This window comes from Streptomyces luteireticuli (assembly GCF_041519305.1).
Classification (GTDB): domain Bacteria; phylum Actinomycetota; class Actinomycetes; order Streptomycetales; family Streptomycetaceae; genus Streptomyces; species Streptomyces luteireticuli.
In genome coordinates, this window is record NZ_CP167927.1 from 253,940 (window position 1) to 268,967 (window position 15,028).

Consider the following 15,028-nt stretch of genomic DNA (forward strand, 5'->3'; position numbering starts at 1 on the left):
ACTCATGGATGCGGATCGGCTGGCGTGTTGTCGTTCTCGGTCCAGAGGCGGCGGCTGTACCAGCCGGGCGGGCGAGTCCGTCGTTCCCGCAGTTCGGCAAGTTCTTGCTGGCCGGCGTGAGCGATGAGCCGGTGCGGCCAGGAGCTCTCGCGGCGCGTGGTGATCCAGCCTCGGTTGATCCAGGCGTAGAGGGTGGAGGTGGTCATGTCCAGTTCCGCGGCCAGGTGTTTGAGCCACCATTCGTCCGGGCCGGGGCCTTCGCCGGGAAGTGCGGGGCGGTGGCGGTGGACACGGCCTGCCGGGCAGCCGAGACGGCGCATGAGGTTGCGGATGGTGGTCGCGGTGATCCGTTTGCCGCCCTTCGCCGGGCGGTAGCCCTCGGCTTCCAGGCGGTCGGCGATCCCGCTGGCGCCGGTGCCCTGGCCTGCGAGTTCCCTGATCCGGCTGGTCAGCTGTGGGTAGTAGGACAGTTGGTCGAGCCGCTGGACCGGGCGGACGAGCTCGCCGGAGGTGGTGGCGCCGCCCGCCCAGACGATGACCGCGGTGACGCGTTCGGTGGTGCCGGCCACGGTGACGACGACCTTGTCGACGATCGCGCGGATGATCTCCTTGCGGTCCGTGACCGTCGTCGTCTTCGCATGCCACAGCCCGTTGATGTCACCGGCCAGAGTGGTGATGGTCCGGCGCTCGGCGGGGGTGAGGGTTCGCGGGCTGGTGCGGGTGAAGCGGGCGTGTTCCTCGCGGAGTTTCTGCTGGCTGGCCAGCGCGGTCTCCCATTCCTTCTCCAGCTGGCGCACGACCAGGCGGTTTTCGGGTTCGGCCAGGTGGTAGCAGCGGCGGGCCCGGTCGGCTTCGTACTCGGCCCGCTCCAGCCGCTGGGCCCACAGCTTCTCCAGTTCGGCCCGCTCGGACATGACCTGGTCAGCCGCCTGGAGCGAGACCTCGACGGCGGCGGGCGTGAGCGCGGCCAGGACCTGCTGTTCGACGAAGCGGTCCACGCATGCCGCGTTCAGGAGCTGGCAGGTCCTGGCGGCTCCGTAGTTGGTGACCTCCCGGGAGCACACGTACTCCGGGACGGCCTTGCTCTCCTGGGTGTGATACCGCACGATCACGCGGCGGTGGCAGCGGCCGCAGAAGACCAGCCCGGCCGCGAGAGCGGGCCCGTTGCGGACGGCGCCCATGGTCTCGGCGCGGGCCCGGTTGGCGGCGAGTTTCGCCTCGTTCGCCTCGAACTGGGCCACCGTGATGTAGGCGGGGAGCACGTCGGGGACCATCACGAGCCATTCGTCCCTTGCCTGGACGACCCGGCCCGTGCTGGGGCGGGCGGGGTCCTTGCGGCGTGGGTCGACCCGGCGCCGGCCGTAGGCGTAGATGCCGGCGTAGGCGGGGTTGTGCAGCAGGGTCTGCAGGGTCATCCGGTTCGGCCTCCGCCATTCCAGGGTGCCCTTGTCCGGACCCTCGCGCAGCCGGATGCCCAGCTGGATGTCGTGGTCGACGAGGTAGCGGAGCATCCCGTGCAGCGTGCCGATCCGCTCGAACTGCGCGAAGACCAGGCGGATGACGGTCTGCACCTGCTCGTCCGGGTCGAAGACCACCTCGCCCGAAGGACGGCGGACATAGCCGGAGGGCAGCGGGAAGGTGAGTTCGCCGCGGCGGGCCTTGTTGATGCGTCCGTTCCACATCCGCTGCTTGATCAGGTGGAGTTCGGCCTCGCTCATCGTGCCCTTGAGCCCGAGCAGCAGCCGGTCGTTGTAGTCCGCCGGGTCGTAGACCCCGTCGGTGTCCGCCAGCACCGCCCCCGACAGGGCACACAACTCGATGAGCTGGTACCAGTCCTTGCCCGAGCGGGCCAGACGGGACATCTCGATACCGAGCACGAGGCCGACGTGGTCCAGGCCGATCTCAGTGACCAGCCGCTGGAAACCGGTCCGGGCCACCGCACTCGCCCCGGACATCCCCTGGTCGTCGTCGATCACCAGGACCCGGTCCGCCTCCCAGCCCAGCCTCACCGCCCGGTCCACCAGCGCATACTGCAGCCGCGTCGACTCCTGATGATCCAGGACCTGCTGCCGCGTGGACTGACGGACATAGACCGCCGCGAGACGCAGGAGGTGACGGTCGGTCACCTTACTGTCAGCCCTCTCCCAGGGCATCACCGCTGTCATGACCGGCCCCGTTCACCCGGCGCCGCAGCGGTCGACATCACGCGGCCAGCCAGCTTCGCCAACTGCCGCACCACCGCCTGCCGGTTCACCTCCGGCAGCCCGGCCCACACCCTCTCGTCCGACGCCGGCCGCACAGTCCTCTGGGGCCGACATCACCTCCGTCGCACATGCCACGACCCCCTCGCCACGGCCCTCCAGCCGCTCGGCCACCATGACCAGCCGCAACAGGCCCTCACGACCGATTATCGGCGCACGTCCACACTCGTGACTATCCATATGCGCAGTGTGCTTGGGCGATGGAGGTGACGTTGCGCTCGTAGGCGACGACGACGCCGGGTTCGACGGCGAGGACGTTGCAGCCGTCGTCCCACTGCTCGCGCTCGGCGGAGTGGATGTCCTGGGTCGCCGTGTGCACGGTGACCGAGGACAGGCCGAGGGCGTCGGCGATGGCGTGGTGCATGTCCTGCGGGGCGTGGTCGGTGATGGTCAGCTTGTCGCCGTCCGCGCCGGGTTCGATGGTGCAGGAGGGCAGCATGCCCAGGCCGGCGTACTGGGTGAAGGTGTCGCCGCTGACCATGGTCATCACGGTGTCGAGGTGCATGAAGCTGCGCTTCTTGGGCATTTCCAGGGCCACGACGCGGCGCGCCGAACCGGCGGCGAACATCCGCAGGGCCAGCGCCTCGACGGCCTGCGGCGTGGTGCGTTCGCTCATGCCGACGAGGACGGCGCCGTTGCCGATGACCAGGACGTCGCCGCCCTCGATCGTGGACGGGTGGTCGGCCTGGCCGCCGGACCAGTGCTGGAACTCCCGCTTCTCGAAGAGCGGGTGATGCGCGTAGATGGCCTCGAAGTGCACGGTCTCGCGGCGGCGGGCCCGCTTGCGCATGGGGTTCACGCTGACCCCGTCGTACACCCAGCAGGAGGTGTCGCGGGTGAAGAGGTGGTTGGGGAGCGGGGCGAGGACGAAGTCGTCCGGCGCCAGGGTGTGCAGCCGTACGCTGCGGATGGCGCCGAGGCGGTGCACGGCCTCGCGCTTGGTCATGCCTCCGATGAGGTGGGCCGTCATCTCGCCCGGCGCGAGGGCCTCGAAGGCGGTGCGCAGGCGGTCCGTGGCCAGGGGGCCGAAGTCCCGCTCGTCGAAGACCCGGTCGAGGACGAGTTCGCGGGCGGCGGGGACGGCCAGGGCCTCGGTGAGCAGGTCGGCGAGGTAGTGGACCTGCACGCCGCGGTCCCGGAGGGTGTCGGCGAAGGCGTCGTGCTCCTCGCGGGCCCGCTTGACCCACAGGACGTCGTCGAAGAGGAGGTCGTCCTTGTTGCTCGGGGTGAGGCGCTTCAGTTCCAGGTCGGGCCGGTGCAGGATCACCTGGCGCAGCCGGCCGGCCTCGGAATCGACGTGGAAGTTCATGGCTCTCCTGGGAAAGGGAGCGACGGGCGTCTTGCTCCGGTGCGCCGGATGCGCTCGCCCTCCGGAGGTCCGGAATCCGCCCTCGGGGCGTTTCCGGCTGACACTTGAACCGTGTCACGTCCGCCCCATCCGAACCGAGCGGCGAACGGGCCCCAGCGGGGGCCTGCCCAGTCCCCTTCAAGGGGTCCTGTTCAGCCACACGGCCGGGACCCATCGACCCAGTGCCGCCACTCCGCATCAGAAATGACGGTCCGTCACCGGAGCAACACGAAGAGGCGCGCAAGGCGCCTCTTCTTCGGGCCGTGACCGGGGAGAACCGGCCGATGCGTCAACCGCGTTGACGGGGAAGCATGATGTGTCCGGACCGGTCCCGGCCGGCCTCCGGCAACCGGGTGGCGATCACCGCTGCCTGCACCCGGCGCTCCACCCCCAGCTTGGCCAGCAGCCGGGAGACGTTGTTCTTGACGGTCTTCTCGGCGAGGTAGAGCCGCCGTCCGATCTCCCGGTTGGTCAGCCCGTCCCCCACGAGCGCCAGGATCTCCAGCTCGCGCTCGTTGAGGTCGGGCAGCTCCCGTTCCTGCTCCTCGCGCCGCCGCTCGCCGCGGAGCCGGGCCATCAGCCGGCCGGTGGTGCCGGGGTCGAGCATCGACTTGCCGGAGGCGACGACGCGTACGGCGCCGACGAGGTCGTTGCCGCTGATCTGCTTGAGGACATAGCCGGAGGCCCCGGCCAGGATCGCGTCCAGCAGGGCCTCCTCGTCGTCGAAGGAGGTCAGGATCAGACAGGCGAGGCCGGGCAGCCGGGAGCGGAGCTCCCGGCAGACGGTCACGCCGTTGCCGTCGGGCAGACGCACGTCGAGCACCGCGACCCCCGGGCGCAGCGCGGGGACGCGTTCCAGCGCCTCCTCGGCCGTCGAGGCCTCGCCGACGACGGTGATGTCTGGTTCGGCGGCCAGCAGGTCGTGGATGCCCCGTCGCACCACTTCGTGGTCGTCGAGGAGGAAGACCGTGACGGGCGCCTGCGCGCCGGCCTCTACTGCGCTGTCGTCGGACATGACGTGCTCCGTACTGATCGTCCGGCCCGCCGGAGCGGGACCCGCTCCATCCTGTCCCGCCCGCGGGTCCGGCCGCCATGGGCCGACCGGCCCCGTTCGCCCGGGCCCAGGGTCCCGGCCGGGCCCGCCGGAACGCATCAGGGCCGGTCTCCCGGCCCTCGGGCCCCCTGGTCCATGGTCCTGCGGGCGCCGGCGGCGAAGGCTGGGAGCAGCAACCGGAACCGGCCGTCACGGCCCGGAAGGAGAGATCACGATGCGCTCCCCCGACCTCGACGCCGCCACCGTCGAATCCCTCGTCTCCGCCGCGGTGGCCGCGCCCTCGATCCACAACTCCCAGCCGTGGCGGTTCCGGCTGGACGTCGATGCTCCCGCCCTGGAGGTCCGCGCGGTGCTGCGGCGTTCGCTGCCGCTGGCGGACCCGCTGCGCCGGGCCCTGCATCTCTCCGTGGGGGCCGCGGTGTTCAACCTCAGGGTGGCGGCCGCACATCTGGGCTGGGACCCGGAGGTCCGGCTGCTGCCGGAGGGGGACGACCCCGAACTCCTCGCCAGGGTCGGCCTGGTCGCCGCCCCGGGCGGCGGCTCGCCCCACCCGGCCCTGTACGACGCCATCGCCCGGCGGCACACCAGCCGCATGCCGTTCACGGGCCGTCCCGTGCCCGAGTCGGTGGTGGCGCAGATGGCGTCGGGCGTACGTGCCGAGGGCGCCCAGATCCACCTCCCCGGCATCGTCGAGACCAAGGCCCTGCTGACCCTGACCGCCGAGGCCGAACGGCGCAACCACGCCGACCGGTGGCGCGCCGCGGAGAGCCGGGCCTGGGTCGTTCCCGCCGGGTCGGGGCCCTACGGCGTCCCGTTCGCGGCGCTCGGCCCCCGCGACGCCGCGCGGCGGATGCCGATGCGCGACTTCACGGGGGCGGCCGGCGTCCCCCGGCTTCCCACGCTGCGTTTCGAGCGCCACGCGCAGCTGGCGCTGCTGTGGACCCCCGAGGACCGGCCGCTGGACTGGCTGCGGGCCGGGCAGGCCCTGGAACGCATGCTCCTGCTGGCCACCGCGCGCGGGGTGCGGACCTCGGCGCTGCATCAGGCCCTGGAGTGGCCCGACCTCCGGGAGCGGCTGATGCGCAGGCGGGGCCGCCACCCCCAGCTCCTGGTCCGCTTCGGCTACGGCCCCGAGGGCGGCCCGACGCCGCGGGCGGGGGCCGGGGCGAGCGCCTCGCCGGTGAACTCCGCGGCCGGACATCGGGGTTGACGTACGACTGCCGGTGCGGCGTGCACGACGGGCACCGGGCTACGAGCCGCGGTGGCGCGAGCGGCGCCGGCGGAGTCTCCACAGCATGTACGGGGCGGCAGCCAGGAGGATGCGGCGGCGGTTCCGGGAGCGTGCCACGGCCCGGTCGACGGCGGTGGTCTGCTGGTCCTTCACCGAGGTGACGCGGAGGGCGAGTTGGTTGCCGGCGAGGGCGTCGAGAAGTCCGTTGAGCCTCTGGGGGCCGGAGGGGGCGGCGGCGAGGAGTTCGAGTGCCGTGCAGGCGGCCTGTTCCTCGGAGAGGGTTTCCCTGACGAGTTCGAAGACGACCTCCTGGATCTCGTCCTCCAGGACGTCGGTGATGGCGACTTCGGGACAGAGGCAGCGGATGGATCCTTCGATGTTGGCGAAGGCTTTTCCCAGGATGGCGATGGCCGGGTTGACGCGGATTCCGCGGTTGGTGGAGTACTGGAGGACGGCCGACAGGGTGATGCCGAAGTCGAGCTCTCCGAGTGAGGCGGCGGCCACTTTGGGCACGAAGTTGGCCATGTCGTCCGCGAAGGCCGACGGTTGGGCCCAGGCCGTCGGATGCCCCAGTGCCGTCCAGACCCGGGCCGCCGATGCGCCGTCGTTGCGGGCGATATAGAAGAACAGCAGCAGGATCATTCCGCTGAGCGAGCGGTCCGTACGGCCGGTCATCCCCCAGTCGATGAGGGTGACGCCCTTCCCCGGTTCGGCGAAGATGTTCCCGGGGTGCGGGTCGGCGTGGAAGAACCGCTCCACGAAGAATCCGCGGTACATGAACGCGAGGAGGTCGCTGCCGATCGCCGTGCGTTCCTCGTCGGAGAACTCCTCGGGCTTGGCCTCGCGGATGGACTTGCCCGGGGCGAGGCTCTGGACCAGGACGTGTTCGGTGGCGAGGAGAACCTCCGGTACGGAGATGGTGTCGAACTGCTCGGCACATGCGCGTGCCCGGTTCATGTTGGCCGCTTCCTTGGTGAAGTCCAGTTCGGGCTCCATGGCCTGGAAAATGACGTCGAGCATGGCCTCGGTGTCGACGACCGCGCTGAACCTGGGCGTCCGTGCGGCCAGGGCACGGGCGAGCCGGCGCAGCAGCGCCATGTCGCTGCTGACGGTCCGGCGGATGCCGGGCCGCTGGATCTTGACGACGGCCGGGGTCCCGTCGCCGAGGACCGCACGGTAGGTCTGGGCCAGTGACGCGGCGCCCAGGGGCCGTTCGGTGTCGATCTCGCGGAAGTGCTCGCGCCAGCGGGGTCCGAGGTCCTGGGCGAGAACCGTCTCGAACGCCGGGAACGGCTCGGGGGCGATCCGGTCGTGGAGCTGTTCCAGCTCCTTGATCACGGCCCTGGGCACCAGGTCCGGCCGGGTGGACAGCATCTGGCCGACCTTGATGTAGAAGGGCCCCAGATCTTCGCACAACTCGCGTACGGCCTGAGCGCGTTGCTGCTCCACCACGTCACGGGGGATGCCCCGGGGACGGGCGCTCACGGTGCGGAACGCCTCCCGCCCCAGCAGCCCGCCCACCCGTCCCGCCACGTGGAGTCCGCGCCGTACGGTCACCGCGTCCGCCCGTACCCCGCCGGACCGCCGTCGGCCGGGGGGACGTCGCCGCGGCCCCCCGGTGGCGCGCTCCTGTGCCGCGGGCACCACGGCCCGCCGTCCGGGGGTGCTGCGGGCCGGGGGCCGAGGGCGGCGACCAGCACACGGACCAGCAGCCGGTAGGTGCAGTCGGTGCCCGATCCGTACTGACGGGCCGTGAAACGGCGGCCGGCGTGCACGTCCTGGACCAGTTCGCCGAGCGGTACCCAGCGGGCCTCGTCCGGGTCGTAGACGTGTCCTTCACCGCACAGGAACAGCGCGCGCGGCGGCGTACGGCCACGGCGTGCGGAAGCGCGGCTCATGCCCGCGCGCGGGACGGGCCGGCGTCACCGGTCATGGCCGGGGTCGACGGCATGCCGTCGTTCGGCCGGGAGGTCCGGGGAAGGGACGCCTCGCTCGCCCATCATGCGGGCCAGGAGCCTCAGCTCCGCCCGCATGACGGCGAGTTCCTCACGGCAGGGGTCCGGCCCCGCCTCGTACCCCCAGCGCGGGCCACAGCAACAGCGGTCCCAGCGGCCACCGCACCAACCGCCGTATCCCTCGTACCCCCGGCCGTGGCGCCAGCAGGGGCCGCGGTAGTCGTCACGCCAGTCGTCGCGGGCCCCGAATACGTCACTGACCATGTCGCCGAAGTCGTCGGTGAGATCGGACAGCAGGCCGCCGACTCCTCTGCGATAACGCGCCACTGCGGGCCTCCTGGTCCTGGATCCGGAAAGGAAAATCAGCGGCGGGCCACCGCCGGACGCAGAGCCGGATTTTCTGTGGCCCATGGAACGCGGCCTCGATACGCAGTAGAATCGTATGACCGTATCGGGCTCGTCGTTTTCCCCGTGATTCCTGACAGGCTAGGAATCTTCTCGCCCGGGTGTCCAGACTCGGAACGGCGCGAGAATTCGCGCGGGCGTATGGCGGCATCTTGTCGGCTCGATTGCGCGCCGGTTGGGGCTGTGCACGCCTTCCGTCGCCATGTGCGTCATGCCTGCCATTCGCGACCTGGCGCGCCCACGGTGGTACGGCCGTGCCACCGGTCTTCGTGAATGCACCGCGCACCGCGCGCATTCCTCTTCCCTCGCGGCGGGATACATGCCTCCATGAAAACCGGACGTACAGATATATCTGGCCGTGCAGCCCTGGGAGGCTTTACCGTGAGTGGTCACGAATTCCCGGACGGCGACGGTCAGTTGGTCGTGCTGGAGGGTGGTCCGCCCGGGATGCCGTCCCCCTACCGGGTTCCCGGCGGTGCGGGCGGTGACGGCGCGCGGCTGACCGTCGCCTATTACGGGCAGCACCAGCATTTCGAACGCAGCGGGACGCGGCATGTCGGGGGTTTGGCACTGCCGGTGTTCCGCTGGTCCTACAGCACGGCCATCGCGGAGTAGGGGGTCGGGACGATGTCCGCATCGCAGGAGGTGCCGATCGCGATCATCGGGATCGGGTGCCGGTTCCCGGGCGGGGTGGAGTCGGCGGCCGGGCTGTGGGATCTGCTGGTCGAGGGCCGGGACACAGTGGGCCCGGTACCGGCCGGCCGGTGGGACGCCCGGCGGCTGGCCGCCTTCCAGGATCCCGATCTCGCGGGCCGTCTGGGGCGGGGATGTTTTCTGGAGCAGGACGTATGGGCCTGGGATCCGGAGGCCATGGCGGTGGCACGGCCGGAACAGCGGTGGGTGGACCCGCAGTTCCGGGTGCTCATGGAGGTGGCCTGGGAGGCGGCGGAGCACGCCGGGGTGCCCGTGGACCGGATGCGGGGATCGCGTACGGGGGTGTACGTCGGGGCGTATGCGCCGGACAACCTGTTCCGGGAGGCGCGCCCGGTGGAGGACGCGCTGGATCCGGTGTACATGTTCGGGAACTTCACCGGGACGCTGGTGGGGCGGCTGGCGTTCGGGATGGATCTGCGCGGCCCGGTGATGGCGCTCAACACCATGTGTTCGTCGGGGCTGGTGGCGGTCGACACCGCCTGCGGGGCACTGGCCCTGGAGGAGTGCGACATGGCGCTGGCCGGGGCGGTGCTGCTGTTGCTCTCCCCGGAGACACATCATCTGGAGGCGCCCCTCCTGCTGTCCCGGCGGGGGCGCTGCTACGCCTTCGACGCGCGGGCCGACGGCTATGTGCGCGGTGAAGGCGCCGGGATGCTGCTGCTCAAGCGCCTCGCGGACGCGCGGCGCGACGGGGACCGCGTCCTGGCGGTGATCCGGGGCAGCGCGGTGAACAACGACGGCCAGGCGACCAGGCTGACCGCCCCGTCCACCCAGGTGCAACAGGAGCTGTTCCCGGCCGCAGTGGAGCGGGCCGGGATCGACCCGGGGGACGTGGGGCTGGTGGAGGCGCACGGGCCGGGCACCGCGGTGGGCGATCCGATCGAGTACACCTCGGTCGACGCCGTCTACGGGCGGGGCCGGGGGCGCTGCGCGCTGGGGTCGGTGAAGACCAACATCGGGCACAGCGAGCCGGCTTCGGGCATCGCGGGCGCCATCAAGGCCGTCCAGTGCCTGCGTCACGGAATGGTCCCGGCGAACCTCAACTTCCGCGACTGGAGTCCCGCCATCGAACGGGACGGGGTGTCGCGGCTGTTCGTCCCGGTCGAGACGAGCGCGTGGCCGGTGGCGGGAGGGCCCAGGCTGGCGGCGGTGTGCTCCTACGGTGTGACCGGGACGAACGCCCATGCCGTCCTGGAGCAGGCCCCGGCGGTGCGTTCGGCTCCGCGCCGCCGGGGTGCCGAACGCGGGGCGCGTGGCCGGAAACCGGCCCGGGCGGCGTATCTGCTGCCGCTGTCCGGCGCGTCACCGGAGGCGGTGTCGCTGGCCGCCGGCCGCCTGGCCGCCTGGGCCGGGGACGCCGGTGCGCGCAGCGCGCTCGCCGATGTCGCGCACACCTTGGCGGTGCGCCGCTGGCACGGCGCCCAGCGCCTCGGCGTGGCGGCCCGGACGCCCGACGAACTGACCGCACGACTACGGGATTTCACCGCGGGCGAGGCGGTCGAGGGGCTGGCTGCAGGCGGTCTCGTCCTGCCGTCGGACCATCGCGGTCCGGTGCTGGTCTTCTCCGGCCAGGGCTCCCAGTGGGCGGGGATGTGCCGGGGACTTCTGCGGACCGAGCCGGTGTTCACCGCCGCCCTGGCCGAAGTGGAGCCGCTGATCCGGGCGGAGTCCGGCTTCTCGGTGCGCCGTATGCTCACCGAACCGCACCGCCTGACGGGGGTCGACCGGATCCAGCCCACGCTGTTCGCCGTGCAGTTCGCCCTTGCGGCACTGTGGCGCTCGTGGGGGGTGCGGCCGGCGGCAGTGATCGGCCAGTCGATGGGCGAGGTGACCGCCGCGGTGGTCGCCGGGGCCCTGAGCCCGCCGGACGGGGCCGCGGTCATCTGCCGTCGGGCACGGCTGCTGGCGGAGACGGCCGGGGGTGCGATGGCCTCGGTGCTGCTGGGCGCCGACCGGGTGGCCGCCGACATCGCCGCCGCCGGGGCCGACCAGGTCGAGGTGGCCGTGCTCACCTCGCCGGGCGCGACCGTGATCTCCGGTGACGCCGGGCAGACCGCGGCGCTGGTGGCCGGCTGGCAGGAGCGCGACATCGTCGTCCGCATGGTGGACGTGGATGTGGCCTCGCACTCGCCGCAGATGGATCCCGTCCTCGGCCGGCTGCACAACGTGCTGGACGGGCTGCGCCCCCTGGCACCCCGCGCCGCGTTCTACTCCACGGTCTGCGCCGACCCCCGGGACGCGGGGCCGCTGGACGCCGCCTACTGGGTGCACAATCAGCGCGAGATGGTCCGCTTCCACGGCGCGGTCGCCGCGGCCCTGGCCGACGGCCACCGGCTGTTCGTGGAATGCGCCCCCCACCCCCTGGCGGTGCGGGCGATCGCGGACATCGCCCGCCACGCCTCGGTGAACGATGCGGTGGCCGTGGGCAGTCTGCGCCGCGGCACCGACGACCAGGACGCGTATCTGTCCCAGGTGGCCGCGGTGCACTGCGCCGGCTTCCCCCTGGACTGGGCCGCCCGGTACGGGGACGGGGAACTGGTCGAGGCGCCCGGCACCGCCTGGCGGCGGGTGCGCACCGGCGGCGACGGGACGCCGTACCGGCTCGTCGCGCCGCATCTGGTCGGGGCCGCGCAGCATCCCCTGCTCGGCGGCCACGTCCACGATCCGGACCGGCCGGGCCGGCACATGTGGCAGACGCCCGTCGGCCCGGCCCGGCTGCCGTGGCTCGCCGATCACCGGGTGGCCGAGGTGCCGGTGCTGCCGGGCGCGGGCCTGGCCGAGATGATGCTCGCGGCCGCCTCCCGGGCCTTCGGCACCGATCATGTGGCCGTCACCGCACTGGACTTCACCAGTCCCCTGGTCCTCGACCCCGAACCCCTGGTCACCACCCAGGTATTGACCGAGGGCGACCGGGCACGCGTCGAGATCCGCAGCGCGGCCGAGGAGGGCACACAGCTCCACGCCGAGGGCCTGCTGCGCCCGCTGGAGCCCCGTTCGGCGGCCGGCCTTCCCCCGGTCGAGGCGCCGCCCGAGGAGTGGGAGGACGTGCCGCCCGAGGACGTTCACCGCTACTTCCGGCAGCGGCACAGCACGTACCACGGTCCGGCCTTCGCCGCCCTGGAGCGCATCCAGCTGCACCCCGGCGCCGACCGGGCCGTCGCCCGGCTGCGGATCGCCGACGCGGCGCGCGTCTCCGGCTGGACGATGGCCCTGCACCCCGCGCTCCTGGACGAATTCGTCCAGACCGTCGCGTCCGTGTGGCTGAGCCGGTACGTCACCAGCCCCGGGCCGGTCGTCGTCGCCGGCTTCGAGGAGATCCGTGTCCACGGCCCCACCGGGCACACCCGGCTCGCCGAGGTGCGCCTGCACAAGGCCGACGATGTGGTCTGTACCGCCTCCGGCGTGCTGGCCACCGCCGACGGCACCGTCGTCGCCGAGATCGACGGCCTGCGGCTGGCCAACGTCACCCCGCCCGAGGAGCGGTTCGCCTCACGCCTGGCCCACACGGCCTGGGTCGCGGCCCCGCGGACCGCGCGGGACACCGGTCCCGCGGGGCGCTGGCTGGTCGTCGCCGAAGAGGGCGATGCCTGGCCGGGCGAGCTGGCCGAGGCCCTGCGCGCCCGCGCGGCCGACTGCCGGATCCTGACCGCGCGGCGCGGCCACGACCTTCTCGCCGACGAGCTCACGGCCATCCTGCGCTCCGACGCCCGGGCCTGGTCCGGCGTCGTCCTGGCCGCGACCGGCGGCACCGACGGCGGGGCGGCGCCCGCCGTGGCGCGCGGCCGGGTGGCCCGGGCCCGGACCGTCGTCCGGGCGCTGTCCAAACTGGCCGACCCCCCGCGGCTGTGGGCCGTCACCCGCGGCGGCGGGCCCGCGCCGGACACGGCCGGGCTGCGCGGTCTCCTGCGCGTCGCCGCCTACGAACATCCGCGCCTGGCCCCCAGCATGATCGACCTGGACCCGCCGACCGATCCCCGGGCGCTGCTCGACGATCTGCTTGACGAGGAGCGCCGGGTGTCCGAGATCGCGTGGCGGGACGGTGAACGCTTCACCGCCCGTGTCCGGCCGGGCGCCCCCGTGGACGGCTCCGCCGACGGACGGCCACGGCCGCCGGTGCGGCCCGGGGCGGCCTATCTGGTCACCGGCGGGCTGGGCGCGCTGGGCCTGCTCACCGCCGGCTGGCTCGCCGGACACGGCGCCGGGCACATCGTCCTCTGCGGCCGTACAGCCCCCTCCGGCGAGGCCGAATCCCTGCTGGCGACGGCGCGCGAGGCCGGTGCGTCGGTGAGCGTCGTGCTCGGCGACATCGCCGATCCGGCCGTGGCCGCCGGGGCCGTCCGCACCGCCACCGCCACGGGGACACCCCTCAAGGGCGTCGTGCACGCCGCCGGCGTCGTGGAGGACGCGACTCTGGCCAACCTGGACGATCTCCTGCTGGAACGGGTATGGCGCGGCAAGGCCGACGGCGCCTGGGCCCTGCACCACGCCACCCTGGACCACGACCTGGACTTCTGGGTCGTCTACTCCTCGGTGGCCTCCCTGCTCGGCTCGCCGGGCCAGGGCGCCTACGCCGCCGCCAACGCCTTCACCGACGACCTGGTCGCCTGGCGCCATCACCACAAGCTGCCCGCCACCACCATCCACTGGGGCCCCTGGGGCAGAGTCGGACGCGGCAAGCACCTCGCCGAACGCGGCTTCGTCACGATCACGCCCGCCGACGGCATCGACGCCCTGGAGCGCATCCTCACCGCCGGCTACCCGCAGATCGCCTACTCCCCTCTCGACCTGGAGCGCTGGACGGCCCCGTACCCCGCTGTGCGCCGATCCGCGCTGCTGGCCGGCCTGCTCGCCGACGACACGGCACAGGACGCGGATTCGGCACTGCTGGAGGCACTGCGCACCGCGGCCGGCGAACGCGAGCGCCGGACGCTCCTGGAGGAGCACATCATCGACTGCGTCCGCGAGATCCTGGGCGGCACCACCGTGCACATCGGCCCCGGCTCCAGCCTGGTCATGCTCGGCCTCGACTCCCTGGGCGCGGTGGGCCTGCGCGTACGCCTCGAGAAGGCCCTGAAGACCGGCATCGACCCCGGCGTCATCTGGGTCAGGCCCAGCCCGGCCGGCCTGGCCGACTGGGTCCTGGACCGCATGGCGTTCAACTCCGGCAACTCCGCCGCGGACGGAGCAACGTGATGGGACGCTACAGCCGCCTGCGCCACATCCAGACCCTCGACCCCGAACACGACTACGAGGAGATCTTCCAGCTGGTGACGCGCTACGAGTTCCCCTGGGACTACAACCAGGGCTACTCCTTCGCGTTCGTCACCGACTTCGCCATCCCCAGCATCACCGAAACCCTGGCCGCCACCGGCGAGTTCGCCCACCACGGCATGAAGCGCTTCGACGACACCATGCTCTTCCCCTACGAGGCCCACCGCGCCGGGCTGGAATCCCGGTACGGCCGGGACGTCGTGCGCGCACTCAACAAAATCCACTCCCACTACGAGATCTCCAACGAGGACTACCTGCACATCCTCGCCAGCCACCTCGTCTCCGCCGTCACCTGGATCAACGCCTACGGCTGGCGCCCGCTGTCCCACCCGGAGACGCGGGCCCTGACCCTGGCCTACCGGCGGCTCGGCGAGCTCATGGGCATCAAGGACATCCCGGCCGACTACCAGGAGTTCGCCGCCTGGCTGGCCGAAGACCTCCGGACGCGCGGGAAATGGCACTACGCCAACCGGGAGATGGCGATGAACGCGATCCGCATCATCGCCGCGCTGTGCCCGCGGGGGCTGCGGTTCCTGGCGACCCGAGCGGTGATCGCGCTCATCGACGAGCCCGTCCGCACGGTGCTCGACCTGCCCGCGACGCCCGCCTGGTTCACCACGGCCGTCCGCCGCTGCCTGCGTGCCCGGGGCCGGCTGGTCCGCCTCATGCCTCCGCGGCCCGCCTCACGCGCCTACGTGCGCACACCCCGGAGCTACCCGCTGGGGTGGACCCTCGACCAGCTCGGCCCCACCGGACACTCCCGCCCATGAGGAACCACGAAGGGCTGCG

10 protein-coding genes are annotated in these 15,028 nt (G+C 72.4%); 4 read left to right on the top strand and 6 right to left on the bottom strand.

Annotated elements, in window-relative coordinates:
* Positions 1 to 2: 2 nt before the first annotated feature.
* The 3 genes from AB8735_RS01115 to AB8735_RS01125 form a co-directional block, all read right to left on the bottom strand.
* Positions 3 to 2,126 (bottom strand): recombinase family protein, encoded by a 2,124-nt coding sequence (locus tag AB8735_RS01115; protein WP_372404421.1) that lies wholly within the window; start codon positions 2,124 to 2,126, stop codon positions 3 to 5.
* A gap of 307 nt (positions 2,127 to 2,433) precedes the next feature.
* Entirely contained in the window at positions 2,434 to 3,570 is a 1,137-nt protein-coding gene (locus AB8735_RS01120) for an arginine deiminase (protein WP_372404423.1), read from the bottom strand.
* A gap of 328 nt (positions 3,571 to 3,898) precedes the next feature.
* On the bottom strand, positions 3,899 to 4,624 hold the full coding sequence (locus tag AB8735_RS01125) for a response regulator (RefSeq protein WP_372404425.1): 726 nt from the start codon (positions 4,622 to 4,624) through the stop codon (positions 3,899 to 3,901).
* A gap of 253 nt (positions 4,625 to 4,877) precedes the next feature.
* On the opposite strand from AB8735_RS01125, the gene AB8735_RS01130 reads away from it, so the two are divergent.
* Complete coding sequence (locus AB8735_RS01130) at positions 4,878 to 5,873, top strand: hypothetical protein (RefSeq protein ID WP_344029288.1); 996 nt, start codon at positions 4,878 to 4,880, stop codon at positions 5,871 to 5,873.
* A gap of 39 nt (positions 5,874 to 5,912) precedes the next feature.
* On the opposite strand, the gene AB8735_RS01135 is transcribed toward AB8735_RS01130, so the two are convergent.
* From AB8735_RS01135 to AB8735_RS01145, 3 genes are read right to left on the bottom strand one after another with little or no spacing between them, the layout of a single operon-like run.
* Positions 5,913 to 7,451, bottom strand: a complete 1,539-nt coding sequence (locus tag AB8735_RS01135) for an ABC1 kinase family protein (protein ID WP_372404427.1) — start codon at positions 7,449 to 7,451, stop codon at positions 5,913 to 5,915.
* Positions 7,448 to 7,792, bottom strand: a complete 345-nt coding sequence (locus AB8735_RS01140) for a hypothetical protein (protein ID WP_372404428.1) — start codon at positions 7,790 to 7,792, stop codon at positions 7,448 to 7,450. Before AB8735_RS01140 ends, AB8735_RS01135 begins: the two co-directional genes overlap by 4 nt.
* Before the next feature lie 24 nt (positions 7,793 to 7,816).
* On the bottom strand, positions 7,817 to 8,176 hold the full coding sequence (locus AB8735_RS01145) for a hypothetical protein (protein ID WP_372404431.1): 360 nt from the start codon (positions 8,174 to 8,176) through the stop codon (positions 7,817 to 7,819).
* 459 nt (positions 8,177 to 8,635) lie between these two features.
* Between AB8735_RS01145 and AB8735_RS01150 the strand changes: the two genes are divergently transcribed.
* The 3 genes from AB8735_RS01150 to AB8735_RS01160 are packed head-to-tail and all read left to right on the top strand — an operon-like array spanning position 8,636 to position 15,009.
* Positions 8,636 to 8,869: a DUF5988 family protein gene (locus tag AB8735_RS01150; RefSeq protein WP_344029300.1), complete on the top strand. Its 234-nt coding sequence runs from the start codon at positions 8,636 to 8,638 to the stop codon at positions 8,867 to 8,869.
* A gap of 12 nt (positions 8,870 to 8,881) precedes the next feature.
* Positions 8,882 to 14,161 carry an SDR family NAD(P)-dependent oxidoreductase gene (locus AB8735_RS01155; protein WP_372404434.1) on the top strand — a complete coding sequence of 1,760 codons (5,280 nt, stop codon included), beginning with the start codon at positions 8,882 to 8,884 and terminating at the stop codon, positions 14,159 to 14,161.
* The gene (locus AB8735_RS01160; RefSeq protein ID WP_372404436.1) at positions 14,161 to 15,009 is read left to right on the top strand and encodes an oxygenase MpaB family protein; all 849 of its coding nucleotides are present in this window, start codon (positions 14,161 to 14,163) and stop codon (positions 15,007 to 15,009) included. The genes AB8735_RS01155 and AB8735_RS01160 overlap by 1 nt, the downstream gene beginning before the upstream one ends.
* Positions 15,010 to 15,028: the final 19 nt, after the last annotated feature.